The sequence below is a fragment of the Actinomadura violacea genome, from assembly GCF_017573465.1.
In the GTDB taxonomy this organism is placed as follows: Bacteria; Actinomycetota; Actinomycetes; order Streptosporangiales; family Streptosporangiaceae; genus Spirillospora; species Spirillospora violacea.
Genome location: NZ_JAGEPF010000001.1, coordinates 257718 through 284610, shown reverse-complemented (window position 1 = coordinate 284610; position 26893 = coordinate 257718). Strand labels below are relative to the sequence as shown.

The 26893-nt window shown below is 73.8% G+C and carries 27 protein-coding genes; 14 read left to right on the top strand and 13 right to left on the bottom strand.

What is annotated here, in order from left to right:
* Positions 1-36 precede the first annotated feature (36 nt).
* Positions 37-918, bottom strand: a complete 882-nt coding sequence (locus J4709_RS01445; RefSeq protein ID WP_208235970.1) for an SMI1/KNR4 family protein — start codon at positions 916-918, stop codon at positions 37-39.
* Positions 919-1244: 326 nt separating this feature from the next.
* Here J4709_RS01445 and dapD point away from each other — a divergent pair, with 326 nt between their 5' ends.
* The 3 genes from dapD to J4709_RS01430 all read left to right on the top strand — a co-directional run bounded on the left by dapD (position 1245) and on the right by J4709_RS01430 (position 3979).
* Complete coding sequence (gene dapD / locus J4709_RS01440) at positions 1245-2219, top strand: 2,3,4,5-tetrahydropyridine-2,6-dicarboxylate N-succinyltransferase (protein ID WP_208235968.1); 975 nt, start codon at positions 1245-1247, stop codon at positions 2217-2219.
* A 148-nt stretch (positions 2220-2367) separates the two neighbouring features.
* Complete coding sequence (locus J4709_RS01435) at positions 2368-2748, top strand: hypothetical protein (protein WP_208235966.1); 381 nt, start codon at positions 2368-2370, stop codon at positions 2746-2748.
* Positions 2749-2836: 88 nt separating this feature from the next.
* Positions 2837-3979, top strand: coding sequence for a hypothetical protein (locus J4709_RS01430; protein ID WP_208235964.1), 1143 nt, complete (start codon positions 2837-2839; stop codon positions 3977-3979).
* Here J4709_RS01430 and J4709_RS55345 read toward each other — a convergent pair.
* Complete coding sequence (locus J4709_RS55345) at positions 3974-6145, bottom strand: tetratricopeptide repeat protein (RefSeq protein ID WP_208235962.1); 2172 nt, start codon at positions 6143-6145, stop codon at positions 3974-3976. The two genes, J4709_RS01430 and J4709_RS55345, sit on opposite strands and share 6 nt — an antisense overlap.
* 154 nt (positions 6146-6299) lie before the next feature.
* Between J4709_RS55345 and J4709_RS01420 the strand changes: the two genes are divergently transcribed.
* The gene (locus J4709_RS01420) at positions 6300-6659 is read left to right on the top strand and encodes a hypothetical protein (RefSeq protein WP_208235960.1); all 360 of its coding nucleotides are present in this window, start codon (positions 6300-6302) and stop codon (positions 6657-6659) included.
* Here J4709_RS01420 and J4709_RS01415 read toward each other — a convergent pair.
* The 6 genes from J4709_RS01415 to J4709_RS01390 are packed head-to-tail and all read right to left on the bottom strand — an operon-like array spanning position 6652 to position 13532.
* Positions 6652-8256, bottom strand: coding sequence for a CocE/NonD family hydrolase (locus J4709_RS01415; protein ID WP_208235958.1), 1605 nt, complete (start codon positions 8254-8256; stop codon positions 6652-6654). The two genes, J4709_RS01420 and J4709_RS01415, sit on opposite strands and share 8 nt — an antisense overlap.
* A 27-nt stretch (positions 8257-8283) precedes the next feature.
* Positions 8284-9102 carry an ABC transporter ATP-binding protein gene (locus J4709_RS01410; protein WP_208235956.1) on the bottom strand — a complete coding sequence of 273 codons (819 nt, stop codon included), beginning with the start codon at positions 9100-9102 and terminating at the stop codon, positions 8284-8286.
* The gene (locus J4709_RS01405) at positions 9099-10094 is read right to left on the bottom strand and encodes an ABC transporter ATP-binding protein (protein ID WP_307800852.1); all 996 of its coding nucleotides are present in this window, start codon (positions 10092-10094) and stop codon (positions 9099-9101) included. The genes J4709_RS01410 and J4709_RS01405 overlap by 4 nt, the downstream gene beginning before the upstream one ends.
* Complete coding sequence (locus J4709_RS01400; protein WP_208235955.1) at positions 10091-10957, bottom strand: ABC transporter permease; 867 nt, start codon at positions 10955-10957, stop codon at positions 10091-10093. Before J4709_RS01400 ends, J4709_RS01405 begins: the two co-directional genes overlap by 4 nt.
* Positions 10954-11916, bottom strand: a complete 963-nt coding sequence (locus tag J4709_RS01395) for an ABC transporter permease (RefSeq protein WP_208235953.1) — start codon at positions 11914-11916, stop codon at positions 10954-10956. The genes J4709_RS01400 and J4709_RS01395 overlap by 4 nt, the downstream gene beginning before the upstream one ends.
* A complete protein-coding gene (locus tag J4709_RS01390; RefSeq protein ID WP_208235951.1) occupies positions 11916-13532 on the bottom strand; it encodes an ABC transporter substrate-binding protein in 1617 nt (538 codons plus the stop codon). The genes J4709_RS01395 and J4709_RS01390 overlap by 1 nt, the downstream gene beginning before the upstream one ends.
* A gap of 191 nt (positions 13533-13723) precedes the next feature.
* On the opposite strand from J4709_RS01390, the gene J4709_RS01385 reads away from it, so the two are divergent.
* Positions 13724-14332, top strand: a complete 609-nt coding sequence (locus J4709_RS01385; protein ID WP_208235949.1) for a TetR/AcrR family transcriptional regulator — start codon at positions 13724-13726, stop codon at positions 14330-14332.
* Between the two features lie 54 nt (positions 14333-14386).
* Here the strand turns inward: J4709_RS01385 and J4709_RS01380 are convergent, their stop codons facing one another.
* Entirely contained in the window at positions 14387-14962 is a 576-nt protein-coding gene (locus J4709_RS01380; RefSeq protein ID WP_208235947.1) for a TetR/AcrR family transcriptional regulator, read from the bottom strand.
* 128 nt (positions 14963-15090) lie between these two features.
* Between J4709_RS01380 and J4709_RS01375 the strand changes: the two genes are divergently transcribed.
* From J4709_RS01375 to J4709_RS01360, 4 genes are all read left to right on the top strand, one after another.
* Positions 15091-16512: an amidase gene (locus tag J4709_RS01375; protein WP_208235945.1), complete on the top strand. Its 1422-nt coding sequence runs from the start codon at positions 15091-15093 to the stop codon at positions 16510-16512.
* Positions 16513-16537: 25 nt separating this feature from the next.
* Positions 16538-17008 carry an Lrp/AsnC family transcriptional regulator gene (locus J4709_RS01370; protein WP_232382773.1) on the top strand — a complete coding sequence of 157 codons (471 nt, stop codon included), beginning with the start codon at positions 16538-16540 and terminating at the stop codon, positions 17006-17008.
* A 77-nt stretch (positions 17009-17085) separates the two neighbouring features.
* On the top strand, positions 17086-18498 hold the full coding sequence (locus tag J4709_RS01365; protein ID WP_208235943.1) for an NAD(P)/FAD-dependent oxidoreductase: 1413 nt from the start codon (positions 17086-17088) through the stop codon (positions 18496-18498).
* 22 nt (positions 18499-18520) lie between these two features.
* Positions 18521-19006 (top strand): hypothetical protein, encoded by a 486-nt coding sequence (locus tag J4709_RS01360; protein WP_208235941.1) that lies wholly within the window; start codon positions 18521-18523, stop codon positions 19004-19006.
* A 46-nt stretch (positions 19007-19052) separates the two neighbouring features.
* Here the strand turns inward: J4709_RS01360 and J4709_RS01355 are convergent, their stop codons facing one another.
* From J4709_RS01355 to J4709_RS01340, 4 genes are all read right to left on the bottom strand, one after another.
* The gene (locus J4709_RS01355; protein ID WP_208235939.1) at positions 19053-19859 is read right to left on the bottom strand and encodes an ABC transporter ATP-binding protein; all 807 of its coding nucleotides are present in this window, start codon (positions 19857-19859) and stop codon (positions 19053-19055) included.
* Positions 19860-19951: 92 nt separating this feature from the next.
* Positions 19952-21172: an MFS transporter gene (locus J4709_RS01350; protein ID WP_208235937.1), complete on the bottom strand. Its 1221-nt coding sequence runs from the start codon at positions 21170-21172 to the stop codon at positions 19952-19954.
* Between the two features lie 53 nt (positions 21173-21225).
* Entirely contained in the window at positions 21226-21777 is a 552-nt protein-coding gene (locus tag J4709_RS01345) for a carboxymuconolactone decarboxylase family protein (protein WP_208235935.1), read from the bottom strand.
* A complete protein-coding gene (locus J4709_RS01340; RefSeq protein ID WP_208235933.1) occupies positions 21774-22571 on the bottom strand; it encodes an IclR family transcriptional regulator in 798 nt (265 codons plus the stop codon). The genes J4709_RS01345 and J4709_RS01340 overlap by 4 nt, the downstream gene beginning before the upstream one ends.
* A 114-nt stretch (positions 22572-22685) precedes the next feature.
* Between J4709_RS01340 and J4709_RS01335 the strand changes: the two genes are divergently transcribed.
* The 5 genes from J4709_RS01335 (at position 22686) to J4709_RS01315 (ending at position 26892) form a co-directional block, all read left to right on the top strand.
* Positions 22686-23474, top strand: a complete 789-nt coding sequence (locus tag J4709_RS01335) for an SDR family NAD(P)-dependent oxidoreductase (RefSeq protein WP_208235931.1) — start codon at positions 22686-22688, stop codon at positions 23472-23474.
* Between the two features lie 62 nt (positions 23475-23536).
* Positions 23537-24319 carry an SDR family NAD(P)-dependent oxidoreductase gene (locus tag J4709_RS01330; RefSeq protein WP_208235929.1) on the top strand — a complete coding sequence of 261 codons (783 nt, stop codon included), beginning with the start codon at positions 23537-23539 and terminating at the stop codon, positions 24317-24319.
* Positions 24320-24350: 31 nt separating this feature from the next.
* Positions 24351-25160, top strand: coding sequence for an ABC transporter ATP-binding protein (locus J4709_RS01325; RefSeq protein WP_208235927.1), 810 nt, complete (start codon positions 24351-24353; stop codon positions 25158-25160).
* The gene (locus J4709_RS52775) at positions 25157-25915 is read left to right on the top strand and encodes an ABC transporter permease (protein WP_208235926.1); all 759 of its coding nucleotides are present in this window, start codon (positions 25157-25159) and stop codon (positions 25913-25915) included. The genes J4709_RS01325 and J4709_RS52775 overlap by 4 nt, the downstream gene beginning before the upstream one ends.
* Positions 25912-26892 carry an ABC transporter substrate-binding protein gene (locus J4709_RS01315; RefSeq protein ID WP_208235924.1) on the top strand — a complete coding sequence of 327 codons (981 nt, stop codon included), beginning with the start codon at positions 25912-25914 and terminating at the stop codon, positions 26890-26892. The genes J4709_RS52775 and J4709_RS01315 overlap by 4 nt, the downstream gene beginning before the upstream one ends.
* Position 26893: the final 1 nt, after the last annotated feature.

Genomic DNA, 26893 nt, shown 5'->3' with positions numbered 1-26893 from the left:
TACCGCGAGCACTCGCGCCGTAACAACCCCGCGTGTTCAGGCCCGGGGCGGGCGCGGGCCCCAGTAAGGCCACGCCCATTCCGCGGGATCGCCGAGGGAGGCATCCGTCATGTCCAGGCCGACACCGGTCAGCTCGGCGACGAGGAGCTCGGTCAGCGGCCCGAACTCCTCGATCTCGCGGTAGCCCAGGTTCACCACGGGCCAGCGGTCCGGGTCCGGATCGGCGGTGTCCCAGCACAGGACGTCGCGGCCTTCGGTGCTACCGCAGTAGAGCAGGCCCCCGGACTCCGGATATGCCTTGTAGCGGCGATCGGGGCTCGCGGGATTGCGTTTGTTCTCCGCCCACTCCCGGTAGATGTGGCCGTACTCCTTGAGGTGGGCCGCGAGGTCGTTCGGAGCCTGGACGAAGATGCCGTTGACGGCGAACCGCCCGCCGGCGCCGTACGTCTCGTAAAGACGCTTGTAGTCGGCCGGCAGTCCGGGGACGCCCAGCTCTCGCTCGATGGCCTCCCAGTCGTACACGGCCTGGCGGCCCGGTCCGATGATGGTCCGCAACTGGGCCAGCGGATCCCGCACGCCCTCGCGGACTGGGTCGGCCGGAGCCGCGACCGGGTCCCCGGCACGGGTCAGGGTGCGCTCGCGCGGGACGGGCGGCAGCGACAGCACCGGCAGGTCGAGCCGCCCGTCCAGCCACTCGTCGAGGAACTCGGTGGTGGACAGGTTGAGCTGCTGGTTCCCGTGGCCGTCCAGCGCCACCAGCCAGTGGGCGGGATCGTCGCCGAACGGCAGCCAGCAGCACGTCTCGCCGCCGGCGAACACGCCCCACAGCCGCGCGTCCTCATGCGGCTGCTCACGTCCGCGCTCCTCGGCCTCCATGCCGAAGCCGTCATCGCCACCCGGAGCGAGGAGCCGGAGCACGCCCGCAAGGGTGCCCGGGCCGGTCCGGGAGATCAGCGCGACGTAGTCCTCCGGATAGGGACCGCCCGTGAAGCGCGGCTCCCGGACAGGCCCTCCGTCGTCCGAAACGATCCTGAGACTCGCAGCCAGGCTCTCGCCCGCCTGCCGGAGACCGGCCGCAACGGAAACATGATCGTCCACCCGCCGGACCCTACCGGCGCCCTCCTGACACCTCAACGCACCCGAGACCCAGTCGTCAGATGCAGGACCCGGAAGCCGCCGCCGCGCGGGTCCGGCCCACGAGGTGCGTGGACCGGGCGCGGTCAGGGGCCGTTACCGTGTTCGACATGGTGGGAACGGGATTTGTTACGGACGGGGCGGTCGGCTACGGGATCGCCACGGTGGCGGACGACGGGACGGTGCTCGACACCTGGTTCCCCGCGCCGGAGCTCGCCGGCGACGCCGGTAAGGGGACGCGGCGGCTCGACGAGGCGGAAGCGCGGGCGGCGTTCGGCGAGGACGTCAAGGTCGGGCCGGACGCGGCGCGGCGGGTCGAGACCGTCGCGGTGCGGACGGAGATCGGCAGCCTCGCCGACCCGCCGGTGGACGCGCACGACGTGTACCTGCGGCTGCACCTGCTGTCGGCGCGGCTCGTCCGGCCGCACCGGGTGAACCTGGACGGGATCTTCGGGCTGCTCGCGACGGTGGTGTGGACGAGCGCCGGGCCGTGCGCGGTGGACGGGTTCGAGCAGGTCAGGACGGCGCTGCGGGCGCGCGGGCAGGTCACGGTGGACGGGGTGGACAAGTTCCCGCGGATGACCGACTACGTGGTGCCGTCCGGGGTGCGGATCGCCGACGCGTCGCGGGTGCGGCTCGGCGCGCACCTGGCGGCCGGGACGACGGTGATGCACGAGGGGTTCGTGAACTTCAACGCCGGGACGCTCGGCGCGTCGATGGTCGAGGGGCGGGTGTCGGCGGGCGTGCTCGTCGGCGCGGACTCCGACGTGGGCGGCGGCGCGTCGATCATGGGGACGCTGTCGGGCGGCGGGAAGCAGGTCATCTCGATCGGCGCGCGGTGCCTGCTGGGTGCCAACTCCGGCATCGGGATCTCGCTGGGCGACGACTGCGTCGTGGAGGCGGGCCTGTACGTGACGGCGGGCACCAAGGTGGCGCTGCCGGACGGCGGTTCGGTGAAGGCGGCGGAGCTCTCGGGCCGGTCGGGGCTGCTGCTGCGGCGCAACTCCGGCACGGGCGCCGTGGAGGCGCTGCCCCGGAACGGCGCGACGATCGCCCTGAACACCGACCTCCACACCAACAACTGAGGGGTGCGTGCGGGCTCCGGAACGGAGCCCGCATCCGTCCTTGTTGTGCCGGTTTGCCGGGATAGAGTGTCCGGGCCAGGGACCGCGCGGACGGAGGGATGCACCGACGTTGACCGGAGACGGGACGACGGTACGCGCGGACCGGTCGGTGCTGGCCGTCGTGCATTCGGTGACGTCGCTGACCCGGCTCCTCGACGCGCTCGCCCTGTTCGAGGACGACCGGCGGGTCCGGGTGCTGTTCACCGCGATACCCGGCGCCACCGTCCCGGGCGGCGTCGACGCGTTCCTCGGTGACATCGAGGCCAGGACGCTGAGCTGGGACGAATGCGCGGGGCGGGAATTCGACCTCGCCATGACGGCGGCGAGCAGCGGCCCGCTCCATGCCGTTCGCGCGCCTTTGCTGAACATTCCGCATGGTGCCGGTTACAATAAGATTTTGCCCGGAACCCGGAACCCGGAACCCGGAACCCGGAACCCGCAACCCGGGCGGCCCGGTTTACGGGCTCAGCCGGGAACAGCTGCTGCATGACGGAAAGGTCGTTCCGTCGGTCATCGTCCTTTCCCATGAGGAGCAGCGGGAAAGGCTCGCCGAGCAATGCCCCGAGGCGCTCGGCAGGGTGCTGGTCGCCGGTGATCCGTGCTTCGACCGGCTCGCGGCGAGCGTCCCGTGGCGGGACCGGTACCGGGCGGCGCTCGGGCTGCGCGGCGGGCAGCGGCTGGTCGTGGCGACCTCGACCTGGGGAGAAGGCTCCCTGGTCGGTCGGCGCCCGGAGCTGATGGCGCGGCTGCTCGCCGAGTTGCCCGCCGACGAGTACCGGGTGGCGGCGGTGATCCATCCGAACGCCTGGCACGAGCCCGGGCCGTGGCAGTTGCGGGCGTGGCTCGCCGACTGCCGCCGCGCGGGAATGCTGCTGATCCCGCCGCGCGAGGGCTGGCGGGCCGCACTGGTCGCCTCCGATGCCGTGGTGGGCGACCACGGGTCCGTCACGCTCTACGCCGCCGCGCTCGGCCGTCCGGTATTCCTCGGTGCCTTTCCCCGGGAAGGGGTCGCCGCCGGGACGGCAATGGCCGGGCTGGGCGAGGAGAGCGCGTTTCTGGATGACGCGAGGATTCGCGAGCAGCTCGGTTCCGCCGTTTCCGGAAGCGGCGCGAAGGTGGCGGACGCGGTGTTCGCCGAGCAGGGCCGCTCCGCGGAGATCCTGCGGTCGGCCGCGTACCGGCTGATGCGGCTCGATCCGCCGCCCCGGCGGGTCAGAGTCCTTCCGGTGCCGCCGCCGCGGCCGGAGCCGCGCCGCTGGGAGGACGGGGAGGTGCCCGCGCTCGTCGCCGCCGTCACCGTGGAGGTGGAGCCGGGCCGCGCCGTCTTCACCGTCGAGCGGACGCCCGCCGAGATGGCGGACCTCCGGTCGGCGCCGCCGCGCGGGCACCGGCATCTCGTGGTGGACGACACCGAGCCCGATCACCGCCTCCGCGGCCTCGCCGACCTGCGGATACAGCGAGCCGGCAGAGGCGGCGCCCCCGTCGCCGGCGATCCGGGGACGCCGGTCGCGGAGACCGGCGCGGACGGCTCGTGCCGGCTCCGGCTGCCGGACGGGCCGGTCCTCGTGCTGCGCACCGCGGCGGACGTGGACCCGGGCGTCCTCGCGTCGGCGGTGCTGGCCTGGACGGCCCGGGGAGGCGCGCCGGACGCGCTGCCGGCCCGGCTCGCCGTCCGCATCGGGACGGTCGTCGCGCCGTTCACCTGCGACGCGGCGTCATGACGGCGGGTTGCGCAACTCCTCGCCCTTGAGGCTGCCGACCGCGTCGTACGCGGCGGCCGCCGCGCGCCGCAGTTCCGCCGCGCGGCCGGCGTCGCCGGTCGCCGCGGCGAGCTCCGCCAGCGCCTCGGTGATCTCCGCGGTCTGGAACGTCCGGCCCTCCGCGCGCATCGTCTCCAGCGCGGCGTCCAGGTCCGCGGCGGCCTCGGCGAACCGGCCCGCCGCCAGGTGCAGGGCGCCGAGCGTCGCGCGCACCCGCGCCTCGTTGTACGGGTCGGGGACGGCCGCGAACAGCGACTGCGCGCGCCGCAGGCAGCGCAGCGCCTCCGCGGCGTCGCCGAGCGCGTGCCGGGCGCGGCCGATGTGATGCAGCTTGATCGCGACGCCGCGCGGCCGGTCGTGCCGTTCCTCCAGGTCGCAGGACTGCCGGAGGTAGTCGAGGGCGCGTTCGGGGTCGCCGGCGTCCTGGTGGGCGCGGCCGATGAACTCAAGGACGGTCGCCCGGTCGAGCGGATCGGCGGTGATCTCCAGGGTGCGTTCCAGCACCTCGTGCGCCTCCCGGAACCGCCGCGTCTCGTACAGGGCCCGGCCGAGCTGGACGCCCATCCGGAACCGGGCCGCCGGGTCGCCGAGCTCCTCCGCCGCGCGCAGCCCGATCCGATGCGTCTCGATCCACTGGTCGTAGTGCTTGAGCGAGAAGTAGAAGCCCCACAGCGCCTCGCACAGCTGCCAGACGAGCCCGTGCCATCCGCGGTCCCCGGCGTGCTGGACGACGGCGCACAGGTTGCGGTGCTCGGCGGACAGCCAGGCGAGCGCCGCGCTCACCGCCGCGCGGCCCGTCCCGTACGGGGACGGCGCGCCGCGCAGCTCCCGGAAGACGGGCCCGCTGGTCGGCCGGTGCGCGTTGACCGCCAGGTCGGCCTGGACGGCGGCCCGCAGGTACCAGTCGGACACCCGGCGGACCGCGGCGCCGGCCTCGTCCTCGCCGTCCGCCAGGTTCCGCGCGTGCGCGCGGATGAGGTCGGGGAACAGGTACCGTCCGGCGTCCTCGTCGAGGACGTGCCGGTCGACGAGAGCGTCCAGGAGGTCGGCGGCGTCCGGTTCGGGGACGCCGAGCAGCGCCGCCGCCGCGCCCGTCCCGAACCGCAGCGCGGGCCCGCGCTCGCCGCCCGGCACCGGCGTCGGCCGGTCGCCGCCGCGCGGATGCAGGCTCAGCAGCCGGTACGCGCGGCGCAGCTCGTCCGGCATCTCCGCGTAGACCTCGTCGCCCAGCACGTGCACGGTCCATTCCCCGTGCGGGGCGGGACGCGGGCCGCCCCCTGTCCCGTCCCGTGCCGCCTCGAGGCGCGCCGCGAGGTCGGCGAGACGCGTCCCGCGGCGGACCTTGAGCCGTCCCGCCGCCAGCCGGATCGCCAGCGGCCAGCCGCCGCAGACCCGCAGCAGCGCCCGCGCGCCCTCGACGTCCCGGTCGACGGTCTCGTCGCCGACGAGGGCGCGCAGCAGTGCCAGGCCGTCGCGCTCGGACAGCTCGCGCAGCAGGATCACCTCGGCGCCGTGCCGCCCGGCGAGGTCGCCGACCTCGGACAGCGCGCCGTCGGTCGTCACGAACACGACGCTGCCCGGCGACGGCGGCAGCAGCCGCTCCACCTCGCCGGGCAGCCGCGCGTTGTCGAGCAGCAGGAACACCTTGCGGCGGGCGAGCCGCGTCCGCAGCAGCGCGAGCCTGCCCTGGTCGGAGCGCGGCAGGTGCTCACCGGACACGCCGAGCTGCTCCAGCAGGGACGTCGCCGTCTCGCCCAGGCCGCCGCCGAGGCCCCGCCGCGACAGCCCGCCGCCGAGGTCGGCGTACAGCAGCCCGTCGGGGAACCGCTCGCGCTCCAGGCCCGCCCAGTGCACGGCCATCGCCGTCTTCCCGACCCCGCGCAGCCCCGCCACGATGATCACCGCGGGTTCGCCGCCGGGACGGTCGGCGGACGCCGCCTCGCTCGCGAGCCGCAGCAGCGGCGCCCGGTCCTGGAACCGGCTCGGCGGGGGCGGCAGCGCGTACGGCGGGTCGGGCGGGTCCTCGTGCGCGCCGTAGACGTTCATCACCTCGACGCGCTGCGCCTGGACGACGTTGCGGGCATGCCCCTCGAAGCGGTTGGCGTCACCGTGCTGGTCGTCGGCCACTCCGGCACCGTCCGCGGGATCGAGGCGTCGTGTTCTCTTGGGCGCGGCGCGAGTGCGGGCCGCACGCCGAGTCTGCCAGCAGCCGCCGACGATTTTCCACCGGCTCTGGGCGGGCGGCGGTGGCGCGTGGTGGACTGGGGCGGTGAGCGATCCGATGACCCTTGCCATCGCCACGGCGATGGCCGGCAAAGCCGTCGAAGTCGCCGGGGAACCGGTGCGCGCCGCCGTCGCCGAGCTGTCGCGGCGCGTCCGCGAGCGGTTCCGCGGACGCGCGTCGGACGAGGACGCCCTGGCCAGGGCCGCCGAGGACGCCGGCGGGATCCCGCTGCTGGAGGGCGCCGTGCGGCGTCTGCTGGACGAGGATCCCGCGTTCCGCGGCGAGCTGGAGGCGGTCTGGAACCATGCCCAGACGCGGGCCGAGGCGTCCGACGACGCCGTCATCAATACGTTCAACGGCAACGCGGAGAAGGTCATCCAGCTCCGCGACGTCAACGGCGATCTGAACATCAGTTGAGCGGGGGGCCTCCTATGTGGAGGCGGGACGGGGCCGGGCCGCCGAGTGTGATCTGCCTGGGGGCGGGCGGGCCCGGCGGGGTCGTCCACGGGTCGCCGTCCGGGACGTATTCGGGGAAGTCGCTGCTCATGACGTCGAGGACGAGGCGGTGGCCGGCGCGGAGCCGGTAGGCGACGTGCTGGAGGTCGAGGACGGCGGTGGCGCGCGGCGCGTCGAAATGCAGCTGACCTTTGGCGATGAGGAATGCGGCGCCGTCTGCGAGGTCGAGCAGGCGGGCGTGGACGTGCGTCCCGGTCGGTGCGGAGAGCGTCAGTGTCACGGCGCCGAGGAGGTCGGTGTCCTCGGTGACGGCGGGTCCGGTGAAGCGGAGGACGTCGTCGCGGTCGCCGATTTCGTTGAGGTCGGATCGGTCGAAGAGGGCGGCGAAAGGGTTCGCGCCCTGGGACGGGACCGGGTCGGACGGGTCGTGGGTCCATTCGACGGTGCTCGGCGAGCGTGGTGGCTCGCCGGCGAGGCCCTCGGGGGTCAGGAAGTATTCGAATTCGGTGGCGTCGCGGGGCGGCCAGGTCTCGCCTTCCCGCCAGTCCCCGTGGCAGATCTCGTAGCGGACGCGGGGCAGCGAGTCCGCGGAATCGTTGAGGACGGCGTCGAAGAACTCGATCGCGGGGTCGAGGTAGCCGGGCAGCATCCGGTCCAGCGCGGCCGGGTCGCCGGCGTGGTCGTCGGACGGGGCGATGGGCGCGTCGCGCAGGCGGTAGTTCTCGTGGTCGATGGCCTCCAGCCGGAGCCGCAGGTGGGAGGCCCAGCCCGCGGAGCGCGACAGCGCCCGGACGTCGTGCCAGGACCAGATCGCGCAGTTGTCGAACCAGCCGATCGTGTAGAGCGCGGGGACGGGCCGGCTTTCGACGAGCGCCTTCACCGGCGGCGGGACGAACGGGGATTCGCCGGAGAACTCCGCGTCGAAGTTCGCTGAGCGTTTCCCGATCCGGGAGAAGAAGTCGTCGAAGGGCGCGCGGAGCGGGCGGCGCGTCCAGTCGGGCTCCCATTCGTAGCGGTCGGCGTCCACGTAGTGGGTGGCGAAGTACACTTTCCGGCTGGTCTGCTCGACGTCGAATGTGCCGTCGCCGTAGTCCAGGACGGTGGACAGCTGTGAGCCCGTGACGCGGGGCGCGATGGCGCGCAGGGAAGGATGCTCGCTTATCGCGGCGGCGATGGCGGTGTAGCCGTAGTAGGAATCGCCCCACATGACGACGTCGCCGTTGCACCAGGGCTGTTCGGTGACCCATTGGATGGTGTCGTAGCCGTCGTCGACCTCGTGGACGGCGAATTCGGTGGCGCCCTCGGACCGGTACTTGCCCCGGACGTCCTGGACGACGGCCGTGTAGCCGCGCGCCGCGAAGTAGCGTCCGATCAGCGGCATGAAGCAGTAGGCGCCGTCCTTGTCGTAAGGGAGCCGGATGAGGACGACCGGCCCCGGCGGGGCCGAGGGGGCGCGGTAGAGGTCGGCGGCCAGCCGGACACCGTCCCGCATGGGGACCATGGCCTGGTCGGCGTCGGCGGGCACGGCGGCAGGGCCGACCCGTTCGATGTTCAGCACGTGTTCTCCGGAAGGGGTTCGGGGGGCTCAGCGGGACGCGTCGAGGGCGCGGCGGTCGCGGGCCACGCGGTCGAGGTCCCAGCCGGGCACGGGGATCGAGTCGAGGAGCAGGCGGGTGTAGGGGTGCTGCGGGTCGCGCAGGATCGTCTCGGTGTCGCCGCGCTCGACGATGCGGCCGTGCCGCATCACGACGGCGGTGTCGGTGATGTGGCGGACGACGGCGAGGTCGTGGGAGACGAAGACGTAGGCGATGCCGGTGTCGCGGCGCAGCGAGTCGAGCAGGGTGAGGATCTGCGCCTGGATGGACACGTCGAGCGCGGCGACCGCCTCGTCCAGGACGAGGACGCGCGGCCGGATGCCGAGCGCGCGGGCGATCGCGGCGCGCTGCCGCTGGCCGCCGGACAGCTCGCGGGGCGGCGAGCCGCCGGCGCGCTCGCTGAGGCCGACCTGGTCGAGCAGTTCGGCGACGCGGGCCCGCCGGTCCGCGCCGGACAGGTCCGGCAGGTGCAGCCGGATCGGCTCGGCGACGGACTCGGCGATGGTCTGCCGGGGGTCGAACGACCCGTACGGGTCCTGGAAGATCATCTGGAGGAGGCGGGCGCGGTGCAGCCGGGCGCGCCGGGACCGCCCGGTGACGGGCTCGCCCGCGAGCAGCACGGTGCCGGACGTGGGTTCGTCGAGGCCGGCGAGGATCCGGGCGGTGGTCGTCTTGCCGGAGCCGGACTCGCCGACGATGCCGAGGGACGCGCCGGGCATCAGCTCGAACCCGACGCCGTCCACGGCGGTGACGTCCCCGAACCTCTTGACCAGCGACGACACGCTCAGCACGGGCGTCTCGGACGTCATCGCGCCACCTCCTCGGGACGGACGCACGCGACGGCGGACGTCCCGTGCGCGCGCGTGGCGGGCACGGACGCGGCGCAGTCGTCGCCGGCGAGCGGGCAGCGGTCGCGGAACGCGCAGCCGGACGGCGCCTCGGCGAGCGACCGGGGCCGTCCCTTGATCGCCTTGATCTCGGTGCGGTCGCCGTGCACGGGCGGGCTCGCCTCCAGCAGCGCCTTCGTGTAGGGGTGCGCGGGGGCGGAGAACAGCGCGGTGCCGGCGGCCTCCTCGACGATCCGTCCCGCGTACATGACGTAGACGCGGTCGCAGATGGCGGCGGCGAGGTCGAGGTCGTGGGTGACGAACAGCATCCCGGTGCCGCGGGTGCGCTGCATCTCCTTCAGCAGGGCGATGACCTCGGCCTGCGTGGTGACGTCGAGCGCGGTCGTCGGCTCGTCGGCGAGCAGCACGTCGGGTTCGGTGGACAGCGCGCCGGCGATGACGACGCGCTGTAGCATGCCGCCGGAGAACTCGTGCGGGTGGCGCCGCAGCGCGCCGCGCGGGTCCCGGATGCCGACCTGTTCCAGCAGCTCCAGCGCGGTGGCGGCGGCTTCGCGGGACGGCACGCCGCGCGCGCGCAACCCCTCGGTGAGGTAGTCGCCGACGCGGCGCACCGGGTTGATGGCGGCGCGCGGGTCCTGGAAGATCATCGACGCGCGGGTGCGGCGCAGGTCGCGCAGCGCGGCGCGGCCGGCGGCGAGCACGTCGACGCCGGCGACCGTCACCGCCCCGGTGGCGCGCGCGCCGCGCGGGAACATGCCGAGCGCGGCGCGGGCCGTCAGCGACTTCCCCGACCCGGACTCGCCGACCAGCCCGACCGTCTCGCCGCGCCCCACCCGCACCGTCACGCCGTCCAGCAGCGGAACGGCGCTCGCCCCGGAACCGATCCCGAGCGTCAGCCCGTCGATCCCGAGCGCGTCCGGCCGGATCGCGGACTCCTTCTCCAGCACGGTCACGTCCCCTCCCCTCTCCTCGCGATGGACCCGCCGATGTGCTCGCCCAGCACGTTCACGCTGACGACGGTGAGCAGCACGGCGACGCCGGGGATCAGCCCGCTCCCCGGCGCGCCCTGCAGGATCGCGCTCTGCGCCTGGCTGATCATCGAGCCCCAGTCGGCGGCGGGCGGGCGGACGCCGAGCCCGAGGTAGGACAGCGACGCCAGGTCGACCATCGCGTAGCCGAACGACAGCGCGCTCTGCGCGAGCAGCACCGGCGTCATGTTCGGCAGCAGGTGCCGGACGGTCGTCCGCAGCTCGCCGAAGCCCATGGCGCGGTAGCTCTCCATGTACGGGCGGGCGCCCTCCTGTATGGCGACGCTCCGGACGACGCGTCCGAGGAACGGCGTGTAGCTGACGGCGAGCGCGCAGATCGGGGCGGTCAGCCCGGGCCCGAACACGGCGACGACCAGCATCGCGAGCAGCAGGCTCGGGAACGCGAACACGATGTCCATGAGGCGGGACAGGACGGCGTCCACCCAGCCGCCGGCGCGGGCGGCGAGCAGCCCGAGCGCGGTCCCGAGGACACCGGACAGCAGCACCACGCCGAGCGGCGCGAGCAGCGACAGCCGCGCCCCGTACATCAGCCGGGACAGCACGTCGCGGCCGGTGGAGTCGGTGCCGAGCAGGTGGCCGGCGGTGCCGGGCGGCGCGAGCGAGTCGAGCAGGCTCGTGGCGTCCGGCGAGTGCGGCGCGAGCAGCGGGGCGAGCGCGCCGGTGGCGGCGGCGGCCAGCAGGAACGCGATCGCGAGCGTGACGGCCAGCGGACGGCGGCGCCGCCGTTTCGCGCCGCGCGCGCGCAGTGCGGGGATCGTCAGGGTCATCGGCGCGGCCCTCCCACGGTGACGCGCGGGTCGATGAACGGCAGCGCCAGGTCGACCAGCGTGTTCACGACGACGAACAGCAGCACCCCGAACAGCGCGATGCCCTGCACGACCGGGAAGTCGCGCCGCGAGACGGAGGTGACGAGCAGCGAGCCGACGCCGTCCAGGCCGAACGCGGTCTCGATGACGGCGGTGCCGACGAACAGGCTCGCGACCAGCACCCCGATGACGGTGAGCAGCGGCCCGAGCGCGTTGCGGACGACGTGCCGGCGGATCAGCGCGGCGCCGTCCACGCCGCGGCTGCGCGCAGCGGTCACGTGCTCGCGGCCGAGCTCGTCGGCGAACGCCGCGTTCCCGACCCGCGCGAGCACGCCGAACGCGGCGATCGCCATCGCGACGGCGGGCAGCGTCAGGTGCCAGAGCCGGTCGGTGAGCCCGCTGCCCGCGCCGGTGGACGGGAACCAGCCGAGCCCGACCGCGAACACCGACAGCAGCACGATCGCCGCGACGAACGGCGGCGTCGCCGTGGTCAAGGAAGCGGCGACGGTCGCGATCCGGTCGGCCAGGCCGCCCTTGACCGCCGACACCAGCGCCACGCCCGCCCCGACCGCGATCGCGAGGACCGCCGAGTACGCGATGAGCAGGCCGGACACGCCGAGCCTGCTGCCGATCAGCGACGTCACGCTGGTCTGGTAGGTCAGCGACCGTCCCAGGTTCAGCTGGAGCGCGTCGCCGATCCACGCGAGGTAGCCCTGCGCGAAGCCCTTGTCGAGCCCGTAGGCGTGCCGGAGCGCGGTGATCTGGTCGGGGGTGAGGCGCCGGCCGGACGTCACCGCCAGCACCGGGTCGCCGGGGACGAGCCGCAGCGCCCCGTAGATGAGGACCGACGCGACCAGGACGGTCAGCACCGCGCCGAGCGCGCGCTTCCCGATCCAGGGCGCGAGCGTGCGGGCGGTCATCACTTGCCGCCGAGTTCCGTCGCCCACGGCACGTACAGGTAGTTCTGCCGCGGGACAAGCCCGGTCAGCCCGGCCTTGTAGTAGACGTTGACGTACTGCGTCGCGATCGGGATGTTGACCAGGTCGTGCGCCATGATGCCCTGCGCCTTGGTGACGAGGCGGGCGCGCGCGGCGGGGTCGGGGGTCGCGATCGCGGTCCGGATCGCGGTGTCGTACTCCTTGTTGGAGTATCCGGCGAAGTTGTAGAAGTTGCCGGTCGTGAAGAACTGGTAGTACGTCAGCGGCTCGGGGAAGTCGAGGTAGCCGCTCGACAGGAACAGGTCGACGCCCGCGCGGGCCTGCGGCGAGGCGAACATCGCGCCGTACTGCTCGGCGGTGAGCGGCTTGAGCTGGATGTGCATGCCGGCCTGCGACGCGGCGTCCGCGATGGCGGTGGCGGTCCGCGACTCCTCGTCGATCGCCGTCGTGTACGCCAGGACGATCTTCTGCTTGGCCTTCGCCGATCCGGCGACGAGCTGCTTGGCCTTCTCCAGGTCCTGCGCGGGCTGCGGCAGCGCGTTGTACGCCTGCTGGTAGACGTCCTTGCCGTAGCCCCACGCGGCGGGCGGGACCAGCGCGCGCAGCGGCTGCGCCGCGCCCTGGTAGACCGACTTGATGATGCCCTTGTAGTCGATGAGCGCCTGCACGGCCTGCCGCGTCGCCGGGTCCGACAGCGCGCCCTTCTGGTTCAGGACGGACAGGAACGTCGGCGACAGGCTCTGCCCGAACAGCAGGTTGCCCTTGTCCTTCAGCCGGACGTGCGCGGCGCGCGGGACGCTGAACTGGCCGTCCACGTCGCCGCTGTCGAGCGCGGCGGTCTGCGCGGACGGGTCGGTGATGAAGGTGAACCTGAGGTTCTTCACCTTCGGCTTCACCTGCGTGTTCCACCAGGCGTCGTTGCGGGTGAGGGTGATGTTCTGGCCCTGCGTCCAGCCCGCGAGCTTGTACGGGCCGGTGCACATCACGCCGTGCCCGGCCGTCCCGAAGGACTTGCCGGCGGACTCCGCGAACGCCTTCTCCACGACGTCGAACGCGGGCGTGGCGAAGAAGTTCGGGACGAGGACGTCCGGCTGCCTCAGCTTGATCGTGACCTCGTGCGCGCCGGTCGGCTCGATGCTCCGCAGCCGCTCCGCCCAGCCGATCCAGGACGAGCCGAGCTTGGGGTCGAGGATCCGCTTGACGCTGTAGACGACGTCGTCGGGCGTGACGGGCTTGCCGTCCCAGAACTTCACGCCCTCGCGCAGGTGGATCACGTAGGTGAGGTCGTCGGGGTGGTCGACGGACGTGGCGAGGGCGGGCCGCCGCTCGTAGTTCGGGCCGAAGCCGAACAGCCCCTCGCACATGTTCGCCAGCGGCGTGCTGACGGACTCGATCGCGGACTGCGCCGGGTCGAGCGTCGGCGGCTCGCCGGGCGGCAGGTTCCAGGTGAGGGTGCCGACGTCCTTGGACGGCGCCGGGACGGACGTGGTGAGGGAGGGCGCGGCGGCGGTCGCGGACCCGCCGCCGCCCCCGCAGGCGGCGAGGGTGCAGGAACCGGCGAGGACCGCGGCGGCCGCGGCCAGGCGTGGACGTGTCATGGGGTGAGCCCTTCGGGGTGGGGTGGACGCAGCGTGATCGGATGCCGAGTTGATTGTCAATACCGCAAAACAAAACGGCGGCAGGCCAGGTCGGGGGCCTCCCCGGACTCCTCCTAACGGATCACGGCGCTATCCTGAGCGCGAGTTGAGCTTCCGCTCTGCAGAACTATCGAGGGCGAAAAGAGGGACCGTTGGGACGGCCGAGCCTCGCCGCCGAGCGGCGCGAGCAGATCCTGCGGGCCGCCGCCCGGTCAGTCGCCCGGCACGGCCTGGCGGGCAGCACGCAGGAGCGGATCGCCGCGGCGGCCGGGATGAGCCGCTCGCACGTCCGGCACTACGCCGGCAACCGCGACGAGCTCATCGACGCGCTGTGGGACCACGTCATCACCCCGTACTTCGCCTCGATGCGGGAGGCGCTGAACGACCGGGAACCGGCCGCGCGGCTGCCCGCGCTGGTGGACTACCTGTTCGGGCCGCAGATGGCGCGCAACGAGGACGACCTCGTCATCGAGGCGCTGATCAGCGGCGCGATGCACGACGTCCGGCTGCGCGGCCGGATCTACGACAGCTACGGCCGGCTGGAGCGCGAGATCGCCGGGACGATCCGCGATGCTGTCCCCGGCTGCGGGCCGGGCGAGAGCCTCCAGCTCGCGTACGCGCTGATCTGCATGGCGTTCGGGCACTCGACCCTCGCGCCGCTGCCCTTCCCGGCGACCCGCCAGGCCGGCATGAAGGCGCTGGCCGGGGAGCTGCTCGCGTCCCTCGAAGCGCGTCACCGCATCCCGAGGGCGAACGGCTGAGCGGGCGCCCCCGCGGCCCGCCTTCGCGTCCAGGTCCATCAGCGCGCTCCCTCGCTAGGGTCCGGTGGTCAGCAGCCGGACGAGCCGGTCGACGAGCGGGGCCATCCGCTCGCTGTTCCACCGCTCCGGTGCCTCCAGGCTGGAGACGTAGAAGCCGCGGAACACCAGGTGCAGGACGTCGGCGGCGAACGCGGCGTCGTCCGCGCCTGCGTCGCGCGCCGCGTCGACGAGCCCGTCGAGGTTGCGGCGCGCGTCGTCGCGGATGAGCTGGAGCGCCTCCGAGCCGCGGCCGCTGCGGCCGAGGATCTCCAGGAACAGCCGGCGCAGCACCTCGTCGTTGCCGGTGGTCGAGCACGCCCAGCGGGCCATGGCGGCGAGCCGGGCGGGGGCGTCGGTGTCCTCGACGGCCTGGTCCAGCTCGGCGTCCCAGTCCCGCATGGCGTGCTCTATCGCGTTGCGCAGCAGCGCCTCCCGCGTGGGCAGGTAGTTGGTGACGAGGGTCGTCGAGCCGCCGATCCGCTTGGCGACGGCCCGGATGGACACGCCGTCGAGACCGTCGGCCGCCACGATGTCCAGGGTGGCGTCCGCGATGGTCGCGAGGCGCTGGTCGATATCGATCTCCACCGGCATGACCGCAGGGTAACGCCGGAGAAGGCGTCATACAACACCGTTGTACATCAGCGTTGCATCACGTACGCTCCTCGCCATCGCCGGTGCGCTCCGGCCACGACACCTCCCGAGGAGCCCGAGGAGCAGGCATGGAACTGTGGCAGTTGCCCGTGACCGAGGTCGCCGCGCTGATCCGCGAGCGGCGGGTGTCGGCGGTCGAGGTGGCGGAGTCCTGCCTCGGCAGGGTCGAGGCCGTCAACCCCGAACTGAACGCGCTCGCCGACGTCCGCCCCGAGGAGACCCTCGCCGACGCGCGCCGCGCCGACGCCGCGGTCGCCGCCGGCGAGGAGCTCGGCCCGCTGCACGGCGTCCCCGTCTCCACCAAGATCAACACGCCGCAACGCGGCGCGCTGATGAGCCACGGCGTCACCGCCATGGCCGGGATGACCGCCGTGCACGACGACGCGTCCGTCGCCGCGCTCCGCGCCGCCGGCGCCGTCTTCCTCGGCCGCAGCAACGCGCCCGCCTTCTCCATCCGCTGGTTCACCGAGAACGAGCCGCACGGCCGCACCCTCAACCCGTGGAGCGCCGGGCACACCCCCGGCGGGTCCAGCGGCGGCGCCGCCGGCTCCCTCGCCGCCGGGATGACGCCGCTCGCGCAGGGCAACGACATCGGCGGCTCCATCCGGTTCCCCGCCGGCTGCTGCGGCGTCGTCGGCGTCCGCCCGACCGTCGGGCTCGTCTCCAACTGGATCGCCCCCGAGGACACCGGCCCCGAACCGCCCCTCACCGTCCAGGCGTGGGCCGTGCAGGGCCCGCTCGCCCGCACCGTCGCGGACGCGCGGATCGGCCTGCGCGCGATGGCGGGCGCCGACCTGCGCGACCCGTTCGGCGTCCCCGCCCTGCCCGCCGCCGCGCCGCACGCCGGCGGCCCGATCCGCGTCGGGGTCGTCCGCGACGTCGGCATCGCCAAGCCGCACCCGGCCGTCGACGCGGCGGTCGGCGAGGCGGCGCACTGGCTCGCCGACGCCGGCTACGAGGTCGAGGAGATCGAGCTGCCGCTGCTCGCCGAGGCCGCGCGGCTCTGGTCGCTGCTGCTGTTCGAGGACCTGCGCCCCGGCCTGCCCGGCATGCTCGAGATGGCGGACGAAGCCCTCCGCGTCCACATGCGGTACGCGTTCGAGCACGCCGCCGGGCTGTGGGGCGAGGAACCAGGCCTCGCCGCCTACGCCTCCGGCTGGGCCCGCCGCGCCACGCTGATCACCCGCCTCCAGGAGATGCTCGGCACCGGCATGCTCCTGCTCACCCCCGTCTCCGCCGAACCCCCCTACGAGCAGGACGCCGACATCCTCGACCCCGTCCGCGGCCGGAGCATCGTCGACGCGCAGTGGCCCATGACGTCCCTGCCCGTCCTCGGGTTCCCCGGCGTCTCGGTCCCGGCGGCGGTCGCGGACGGCCTGCCGATCGGCGTCCAGCTCATCGGCGGCCGGTTCGCCGAGGACGTCGTCCTCGACGCCGCGCAGGCCGTCGAGGACCGCGCGCCCCGCATCGTCCCGCCCGCCTTCTGGTGACCCTTTCCCTGCGATGATGCGGGGCATGAGCAGGAAGAGCACGGCCGGGCCCGACCTCGACGACATCTCCTGGCAGATCATCGAGCAGCTGCAGGAGGACGGCCGGCGCTCCTACGGGTCGATCGCCAAGGCGGTCGGCCTGTCGGAGGCGGCCGTCCGGCAGCGGGTGCAGCGGCTCACCGAGGCCGGCGTCATGCAGATCGTCGCGGTCACCGACCCGCTGCTGGTCGGCGCGCACCGGCAGGCGATGGTCGGGGTGCGTGTCTCCGGGCCGATCGAGCCGGTCGCGGCCGCGCTGTCGGACATGCCGGAGACGATCTACGTGGTGCTGTGCGCGGGCGGCTTCGACCTGCTCTGCGAGATCGTCTGCGACGACGACGCGCACCTCGCGGACGTGCTCGCGTCCCGCATCCGCACCATCCCCGGCGTCGCGGGCACCGAGTCGTTCGTGTACCTCCAGCTCCGCAAGGAGAGCTACCGCTGGGGCACGCACTGACCACGAAATCCGTAGGTGCCCCCGGTCGACACAACTCGATTAGTGAAATTCAAGCCGAAAGCCGCTAAATTAGTGGCATGTCGCAGGCCATCGCCGCTGATCCCGCACGCGCGCTCGTGCACGCCGAACCCGTCCCCTTCTGGCTGGACGACCCGGCGCGCCCCGCGGCCGCCCCCGCCCTCGCCGGCGACGAGCACGCCGACCTCGCCGTCGTCGGCGGCGGCTACTGCGGCCTCTGGACCGCCCTGCTCGCCAAGGAGCGCGACCCCGGCCGCGACGTCGTCCTCGTCGAGGCCCGCGAGGCCGGCTGGGCCGCGTCCGGACGCAACGGCGGGTTCTGCTCGTCCAGCCTCACCCACGGCTTCGGCAACGGCCTCGCCCGCTGGCCCGGCGAGATCGCCGAACTCGAACGGCTCGGCACGCGCAACCTCGACGGCATCGAGGACGCGCTCCGCCGGTACGGCATCGACTGCGACTGGGAGCGCACCGGCGAGCTCAACGTCGCCACCCGCCCCCACCAGGTCCGCGAGCTGCGCGACGAGGCCGAGGAGATGCGCCGCCACGGGCTGTCCCCCGAGTTCCTCGACATCGAGCAGGTCAGGGCCGAGGTCGCCTCCCCCACCTACCTCGCCGGCCTCCTCGACCGCGACGGCACCGCCCTCGTCAACCCGGCCCGGCTCGCCTGGGGACTGCGGGCCGCGTGCCTGCGGCTCGGCGTCCGCATCTACGAGCGCACCCCCGCCACGTCCCTCAGCACGCGCGGCGCCGGCGTCACCGTCACCACCGCCTACGGCCGCGTCACGGCACGCCGCGTCGCACTCGCCACCAACGCGTTCCCGTCGCTCGTCCACCGCGTCCGCCCCTACGTCGTCCCCGTGTACGACTACGCGATGGTCACCGAACCCCTGACGGACGACCAGCTCGCCGCCATCGGCTGGCGGAACCGGCACGGCATGTCCGACAGCGGCAGCCAGTTCCACTACTACCGGCTGACCGCCGACAACCGGATCCTGTGGGGCGGCTACGACGCCGTCTACCACTACGGCTCCCGCGTCTCGGCGGACCTCGACCAGCGGCCCGTCACCTTCCGCGTCCTCGCCGGCAACTTCTTCCGCACGTTCCCGCAGCTCGAAGGCGTCCGGTTCACCCACACCTGGGGCGGCGTCATCGACACCTGCACCCGGTTCTCCGCGTTCTTCGGCACCGCCGCGCAGGGCCGCGCCGCCTACGCGCTCGGCTTCACCGGCCTCGGCGTCGGCGCCACCCGCTTCGCCGCCCAGGTCATCCTCGACCGCCTCGACGGCCTCGACACCCCGCGCACCCGCCTCGCCATGGTCCGCACCAAGCCCGTCCCGTTCCCGCCCGAACCGCTGCGCTGGCTCGGCATCGAGCTGACCCGCCGGTCCATGGCCAGCGCCGACCGCAACGGCGGCCGCCGCAACCTCTGGCTCCGCACCATGGACACCCTGGGCCTCGGCTTCGACAGCTGACCGGCTTGTACGCTTCCGGCCCATGATCCTGCGGGTCTCGGTGCTGGGCGCCGTCCTCCTGGTCGCCGGCGCGGTCGCCGTCCACTCCGTCCTCACCTGGGACCCCAGGGGACCGGACGTGAAGGACGCCCGCGCCTGCCCGGGCAGCAACGCCTCCCTCGCCGAGGTCACCGGGCACTTCCGGCTGCCGGTCCCGCCGGACGCGACCGACGTGCACTTCTCCTCCGACCTGCATCCGCTGTTCGGCGAGTACAGCCTGCGGCTGTCCTTCCGGACCACCGCGTCCGGCCTGCGCGCCTTCCTCGACGGCTCCGGCCTGCCCGCGCCCGGCACGGACACCGAGCCGGTGGACGGCCCCAGCTGCGGCTTCGGCTCGTCGGCCTTCCGCCGCCCGCGCTACTACGGCGGCCAGCAGGAGGGCACCGGCGGCCCGTTCCAGCGCGAGGCGGCGGTGGACGTCTCCGACCCGGCCCGGCCCCGCGTCGTCGCGTCCGCCATGGACCTCTGACGTCCCGCGAACCTTCCGCGGCGCTGCTGCCGGGAGTAGCGCGGGGTCATTCGTGCTCGTCGCGGTAGGCGGCGACGACGTCGGCGGACGGGCCGTCCAGGCGGACGCGGCCGTGGTCCAGCCAGATCGTCCGGTCGCAGGTCTCCTCGATGGTCTCGAGGCTGTGGCTGACGAGGACGACGGTGGCGGCCTCCTCGCGCAGTTCCTTGAGACGGTCCTCGCTGCGCCGCCGGAAGCGGGCGTCGCCGGTGGCGAGGGCCTCGTCGATCATGAGGATCTCGCTGGTCTGGGCGGTGGCGATGGCGAACCGGAGGCGCTGCGCCATGCCGGTGGAGTAGGTCCGCATGGGCATGTCGATGAACTTGCCGAGGCCGGAGAACTCCACGACGTCGTCGTACTTCGCGCGGACCTCGCTGAGCGGCATGCCCATCGCGAGGCAGCCGAGGACGATGTTGCGCTCGCCGGTGAGGTCGTCCATGAGCGCGGCGTTCACGCCGAGCAGGACGGGCTGCCCGCAGGTGAAGACGTCGCCCCGGTCGCCGGGCAGGAGGCCGGCGATGCTGCGGAGCAGGGTGCTCTTGCCGGACCCGTTGGAGCCGACGACGCCGACGGCCTCACCGCGGCGCAGGACGAACGAGACGCCGCGCAGGGCGTGGATCTCGCGCGGGCGGGGGCGGCCGTGGCGCAGGATGCGGCGGACCCGCCCGGGCTCGTCCTCGGCGCCGAGGACCCGGTAGGTGACGTGGAGCCCGTCGACGATGACCATGGGGTCGCCGTCCGGGCGGGCGGGCGGGGCCGCGGGCGCACCCGTCCCGGGGTCCTCACGGGGCGCGGGTTCGGGATCCGACGGCATGGCCTGTCCTTTCCGCTCGACGCGCGGCCGTCAGCGGCGGCCCCGGCCGGGGGCCCGCTCGGGCAGGTTGTTCCCGCAGGTCAGGCCGGTACTCATCGGGAGCCGGTCCGGCCGCGCAGGACGGCGAGGAGGGCGAGGGCGGCGGCCTGGATCCCGGCGACCACCGCGACCAGCAGCGTGACCGACCGGTCATAGAGGGCGCCGGTGAGGGTGCCGCCGGCGAGGGCGGCGACGCCGAGGACGCCGGCGAAGATCCCGTAGGCGGTGGCCCGGCGCGGGGACGGGACGAGGTCGGCGACGACCGCGCGCAGCGTGGACTCCTGGATCCCGACGGCGGCGCCCCACACCAGCGCGCCCACGACCGCCAAGGCCAGGGACCGCGTGAAGGCCAGGACGGGCACCGCGGCGGACAGGACGGGCAGTGCGGCAAGCGCGCGCGGGCCGATGCGGTCGTACAGCCAGCCGTTCGCCAGCGCGGACACCGCGTCGGCGGCCATCGCCCCCGCGTACACGATGGGGACGAGGTCGGCGGGCAGCAGGTGCCGCTGGACGAGGTGGAACGACAGCACACCGAAGGTCGCGAACCCGGTCATGGTGACGGCCGTGAACGCCGCGTACACGACGAAGGCGCGCGGCAGCCTCGGCCTGCCGGCGTCCCGCTCCGGCCGCGGCGCCTCCCGGGACACCGGCTCGTACTGGGCGGGGTCGCGGACGCGGGCGCGGAGCCAGAACAGCAGGCCCATCGCGGCGACGCCCGGGACCGCCAGCACGCCGAGCGTCGGCGCGTAGTCCCCGGCGGTGGCCGCGAGGACCCCGGCCACGGTCAGCGGCCCGACGAGCGCGCCGATCTGGTCGAGGGCCTCGTGCACGGCGAATCCGCGGCCCCGGCCGGTGGTGGCGGTGGCGTGGGAGAGCAGCGTGTCCTTGGCCGGGGACCGGACGGCCTTGCCGACCCGTTCGGCGACGACCAGCGCGCACGCGGCCCATAGGACGCCGGCCAGGCCGAGCAGCGGCACGGACACCGCCGTCAGGGCGTAGCCGGTGATGGTGAGCGCCCAGAACCGGCGGGTGCGGTCGGCGAGCGGGCCCGACACCAGGCGCAGGCCGAGCGCCGCCGCCTCGCCCGCCCCGGTGACCAGGCCGACGACCGCCGCGGACGCGCCGAGCGAGGCCAGCAGCGGCCCGGTGATCGACCGCGCGCCCTCGTAGACGACGTCCATGAGCAGGGACACCACGCCGAACACGACGATGAACCGCCACGGCGTCAGGGCGGCGGCGCGTGTCGCGCCGGGCCGCCCGCGACCTGCTCGCATATCGCCCCCCGTAGCGTTCCGAGTGGAGGACCAGTGTGCGCGACGGCCCGCGCTCAGACGCGGAAGACGCGCATCTGGAGGGCGAGCGTCGAGTAGTAGCCGACGAGGGTGGTCAGCTCGAAGACGGTCTCGCGGTCGAGCGGCGGCACGCAGGACGCCCAGGTCGCGTCGTCCACGTCGCCGGTGACGAGTGCCCTGGTCAGGCGGAGGACGGCGGCCTCTATCGGGTCGTCGAGGTCCAGCGGCGCGCCGGCGGCGATCGCGGCGAGCTCCGCGCCGGTGAGCCCGGCGGCGCGTCCGACGGCCTCGTGGGAGGTCCGCTCGAACTCGCTGTCCCACGCGGCGGCGACGACGAGGATCGCCATCTCGCGGGCCCGGCCGCCGAGCGAGCCCTCGTAGCGGACGGCCGCGCCGACCCGCTGGAGGGCGTCGCCGAGCGCCGGGCGCAGCAGGAACTCGTTGAACGGCCCGAGCAGCACGCCGTCTTCCGACACCAGGTCGAACAGGCGCGGCCCCTGGGCGCGCGGCCCCTCGGTGATGGAGCGGTAGAGGGCGAGGCGGTCGCCGTCGAGGCCGGCGGGCCGGAACGGGTGCTTGCGGGTCATCGGGTCCTCAGTCTCGTGGTGATGTCGGCGGCGGTGGCGCGGAGCCGGTCCAGGATGTCGCCGTGCAGGTCGGCCAGGGGGCGGCGCAGCGCGGACACGGCGACGTTCACCGCGGCGGCCGGGGCGCCGTCCGGGCCGAGCACCGGCACCGACACCGACCGCAGGCCCTGGGCGAGCTCCTGGTCCTGGACGGCGTACCCGGCGCGGCGGATCCCGTCCAGCTGGGCGAGCAGCGCGGCGCGGTCCTGCACGGCGTTCGGCCCTGCGCCGGGCGCGAAGGAGGCGCCGGTGACGCGGCGGTCCAGCTCGTCCGGCGGGAGGTGGGCGAGCAGCAGCTTGCCCATGGACGTGTAGGTGGCGGGCAGCGTCGAGCCGACGTGCACGTTCGCGGTGACGAGGTCGGCGTTGCGGAGCCGCGCGAGGTACAGGACGCGGTCCTCGACGAGGACGCCGAGGTTGACGGTCTCGCCGGTGGCGTCGGCGAGCAGCCGCAGCGGCCGGTCGCTGAGCTGGACGAGGCCGGAGCCGCGCATCGCGGCCGAGCCGAGGGTGAGCACCTTGACGCCGGGCTGGACGGTGCCGTCGTGCCGGCGCTCCAGGTAGCCGAGGTCTTCGAGGGTGCTGACGATCCGGAACGCGGTGGGCATCGGGATGCCGGTCAGCGCGGCGATGTCGCTGGTGCGCAGGGACAGCGTCACGCCGTCGAACAGGCTCAGGACCTGCAGTCCCTTGGCGAGGGCGGCGATGTGGTAGCGCGAGCGGTCCGGTTCGGTGCCCGCGGCCCCGGGGGTCACGGCCCGCACCCGGATCCGTGCCTTGACGCCATGACCGGCGTCACACCATACTCGTGCTTAGTGAAAGTAGCTTTCATACAGTGAAAGCTAACTCGGGAAGGCGAGGAACCGCAAGTGGCAGACGGGACGACTCAGGCGGCGCCGGACACGGGCACCGCGTGGCTGGGCCTGCACGGCGCCCGGGTGCTGGTGCTCGGCGCGGGCGGGATCGGCGCCGAGTGCGCCCGCGGCTACCTCGACGCCGGCGCGGTCGTCACCGCGGTCGACCGGGACCCCGGACGGCTCGCCGCGCTGCCGCCCGGCCCGGACGGGACGCGGCCGCACACCATCGCCGCCGACCTCACCGAGGACGGCGCCGGCGCCGCCGCCGTCGCGCGGGCCGTCGAGACGATGGGCGGGCTCGACGTGCTGCTGCACTGCGTCGGGATCAACGACCGGCGCCCGGTGCTGGAGTTCACCGAGGCCGAGTGGGAGCGGATCCTGCGCACCAACCTGTTCACCGCGTTCGGCGCGGCGCAGGCCGCCGGGCGGCACATGGTCGCGGCGGGCGGCGGCCGGATCGTCTTCCTGTCGTCGGTGTCGGGGCATCTCGCGCACCAGAAGCACGGGCCGTACGCCGCGTCCAAGGGCGGGATGAACCAGATGATGCGGGTGATGGCCGCCGAGTGGGCCCGGCACGGCGTCACCGTGAACGCGATCGCGCCCGGCTACGTCGAGACGCCGCTGACCGCCGAGTACCTGGAGCGGCCGGGGGTCCGCGAGGACCTGGTGCGGCTCGTCCCGGCGGGGCGGCTCGGCACGCCCGCCGAGGTCGTCGGCCCGATCCTGTTCCTGTCCTCGCCGCACGCGGCGTTCATGACGGGGCACGTCATGTACGTCGACGGCGGCCGCACGCTCGTCTAAAGGCAGTTGCCGGGGGTGTGGGGGTCGTCCCCCACAAATGACGCGAAAGGGAGAACCACCACATGGGGCAGAAGATCTTTCCGCGGTTCGCGGGCAAGACGGTGCTGGTCACCGGGGCCGGCACCGGGTTCGGCGCCGAGATCGCCGTCCGCGCCGCGCAGGAGGGCGCCCGCGTCGGGGTGCACTACAACTCCTCCAAGCAGGGCGCGGAGCGGACCGCCGAGCGGGTCCGGGAGGCGGGCGCCGAGGCGTTCGTCGTGCAGGCCGACATCGGCTCGTGGGAGTCGATCCGCGCGCTGGCCGACGAGGTGTTCGGGATCGCCGGCGAGCTGGACGTGCTGGTCAACAACGTCGGCGACGTCGCCACCGAGCAGATGTCGTGGCGGGAGCTGACGCAGGAGTCCCTCGACCGCGTCATCGACGTGGACGTCAAGGGCACGCTGCTGATGACGCACGAGTTCGGGTCCCGGATGCTGGAACAGGGCCACGGCTCGATCGTGAACATCGGCTCGACCGTGGTGGTGCGCGGCAGCGCGCGCGCTCCGCAGTACGCCGCCGCCAAGTACGGGCTGCTCGGCATCACCAAGTCGTACGCGGCGGCGTTCGCGCCGGCCGTCCGCGTCAACACGTTCGCGCCGGGGTTCATGGAGACCGGCGCGACGCTGGAGCGGGAGGACTGGAAGTCGGGCCGCCGCGAGAAGCTGATCTCGCAGACGCCGATGGGCCAGATCCCGCCGCCCGAGGTCGTCGCGGGCACCGCGCTGTTCCTGGCCACCGAGGACGCCTCGCACATCACCGGCGCCTACATGCTCGCCGACGGCGGGTTCAACATGGTCGGGGCCTAGGGCCATGGCGGGGCAGCGCGAGGAGCGCGCCGTGGCCGGAGGCGTCCGGGAGGCCGCGGGGGTTCGGGAGACCGGGCCGCTGAGGGTGGCCGCCCGCGACCTCACCCTCGCCTACGGCGACACGACGGCGGCGACCGGGCTGACGTTCGACGTGCGGCCGGGCGAGTTCGTCAGCCTGATCGGGCCGTCGGGGTGCGGGAAGAGCTCGGCGCTGCGCGCGGTCGGCGGGCTGCTCGCGCCGGTGTCCGGGGACCTGCTGGTGGACGGGACGCCGGTGGACGGCCCGCGCCCCCGCGACGTGGCGTTCGTCTTCCAGGACCTCGCGCTGTACCCGTGGCGCAGCGCCGTCCGGAACGTGGAGATCGCGCTGCAGTTCGCCGGGGTGGGACGCGGGGAGCGGCGGGCGCGCGCGCTGGACGCACTCCAGGCGGTCGGGCTCGGCGACGTCCCGCACCGGTTCCCGCACCAGCTGTCTGGCGGGATGCGGCAGCGCGTCGCGATCGCGCGGGCGCTGGTGTCGGACGCGTCGATCCTGCTGCTCGACGAGCCGTTCGCGGCCCTCGACGAGCTGTCCCGGCTGAAGATCGGCGAGCAGCTCGTCACGCTGCTGGAGGAGCACGGCAAGACGGTGCTGTTCGTGACGCACAGCCTGTCGGAGGCCGCGTACCTGTCGGACCGGATCATCGTGATGACGCCCCGCCCGGCGACGATCAAGGAGGTCATCGAGGTCCCGCTGCCGCGCCCGCGCGAGCCGCAGGTGCTGCGCACGCCGGAGTTCCACGCGCTCACCGACCGGCTGTCGGCGCTGCTGCTGGAGGACGACCCCGGGGACGTGCGGTGATCGCGCCGCGCCGCGTCCTGGTGTACGCGGGGACGGTCGCGTTCGTCCTCGCGGTGTGGGCGCTGCTCGCCGGGACGGGCGCGGTGGCGCCGCTGCTGCTGCCGCCGATCGGCGACGTGTGGCAGGCGCTCTCCGACCTGGCCGCCGAGCCGTCGAAGCTGCTGGAGCCGGTCGGCACCACGCTGGAGGAGACCGCGGCCGCGTTCGGGATCGCGGCGCTGCTCGCCCTCCCGATCGGCGTGCTCACCGGGTCGTCGCGGCTGCTGCGCCGCGCCTACGAACCCGTCCTGACCGGCATGAACGCGCTCCCGCTGGTGATCCTCTACCCGGTGCTGGCGGCGACTCTCGGCGTCGGCTCGCACTCCAAGATCGCGCTCGGCGCGCTCTACGCGTTCTTCCCCATCGCGATCGCGGCGGCCCGCGCCACCGCGACCGTGGACGGCCGGCTGATCACCGCCGCGCGGACGATGGGCGCGACCCGCGCGCAGTGGCTCACCGGGGTCGTCCTGCCCGCCGTCCTCGGCCCGGTGCTCGCGGCGATGCGGGTGTCGCTCGGCCTCGCGCTCGTCACCGTCATCGCCGCCGAGTTCATCGCGGGCGCCGCCGGGGTCGGCTACCGGCTCGGCACCGCGAGCCAGAGCCTCGACAGCCCCGGCCTGTTCGCCTGGATCGTGGTCGCCTGCCTGGTCACGGTCGCCGTCAACCTCCTGTTCTCCCTCGCCACCCATGCCCTGCAGAAAGGCGTCCACCGATGAAGGTCACCGCAAGGATCGCCGCGGTCGCGGCGCTGTGCGCCGGCGCGCTCACCGCGTGCGGCGGCGGCGGGTCGTCCGGCCCGTCCACCTCGATCAAGCTCGGGCTCGTGCAGGCGCAGGACTTCGTGCACGCGATGCCCGCGCGGGTCGCCGCCCAGCAGGGCTTCTTCAAGGCCGAGGGGCTGGACGTCAAGGTCGTCGACTTCAGCGCCGGGTCCGACCTCACCAAGGCGATGACCGGCGGGTCCATCGACGTCGGCGCCGCGACCGGGCTGGACGCGGTGTCGGGCGCCGCGAAGAAGCTCGACACCCAGGCGTTCTACGGGGTGATGGCGCAGAGCCCGATGGCGCTGATCGTCCCGGCGAAGTCGGGCATCACCGGGTTCTCCGGCATCGCGGGCAAGAAGCTCGGCATCTCCAAGGCCGGGTCGCTCACCGACTACATCACCCGCGCGTCCGCCGAGGCCGCCGGCGTCGACTTCGGCAAGGTCAAGGAGGTGCCGCTCGGCGACCCGGCGGCGACGATGTCGGCGATGAAGCGCGGCGACGTCGACGGGTTCGTGCTGCCGGTCAACTTCGGGTTCCTGCTCCAGGCCAAGCACGAGGGCAGGATCGCGCAGAAGGTGTCGGACGTGCTCGGGCCGAGCTCGCAGTTCGCCGTGCTGATGGCCAAGAAGTCCACCATCTCCGGCAACAAGGCGAACCTGAAGAAGCTCGCCGCCGCCTACACCAAGTCCCTGACCTGGATGAAGGCGAACAAGCAGCCGACCGTGGACCTCGCCGTCGCCAAGCTCGGCATGCCGAAGCCGATCGCGGAGCAGACCTACGACGCGCTGGTCGGCGGCTTCACCCCGGACGGCGCGATCAGCGCGGCGGGCATGGCCGGCTACGCCAAGGCGCTCCCGAAGCTCGGCATTGCGACGTCGTCGCCGGCGCAGGACGCCTACCTCAGCACCGCGATCAGCACGGCGAAGTGAC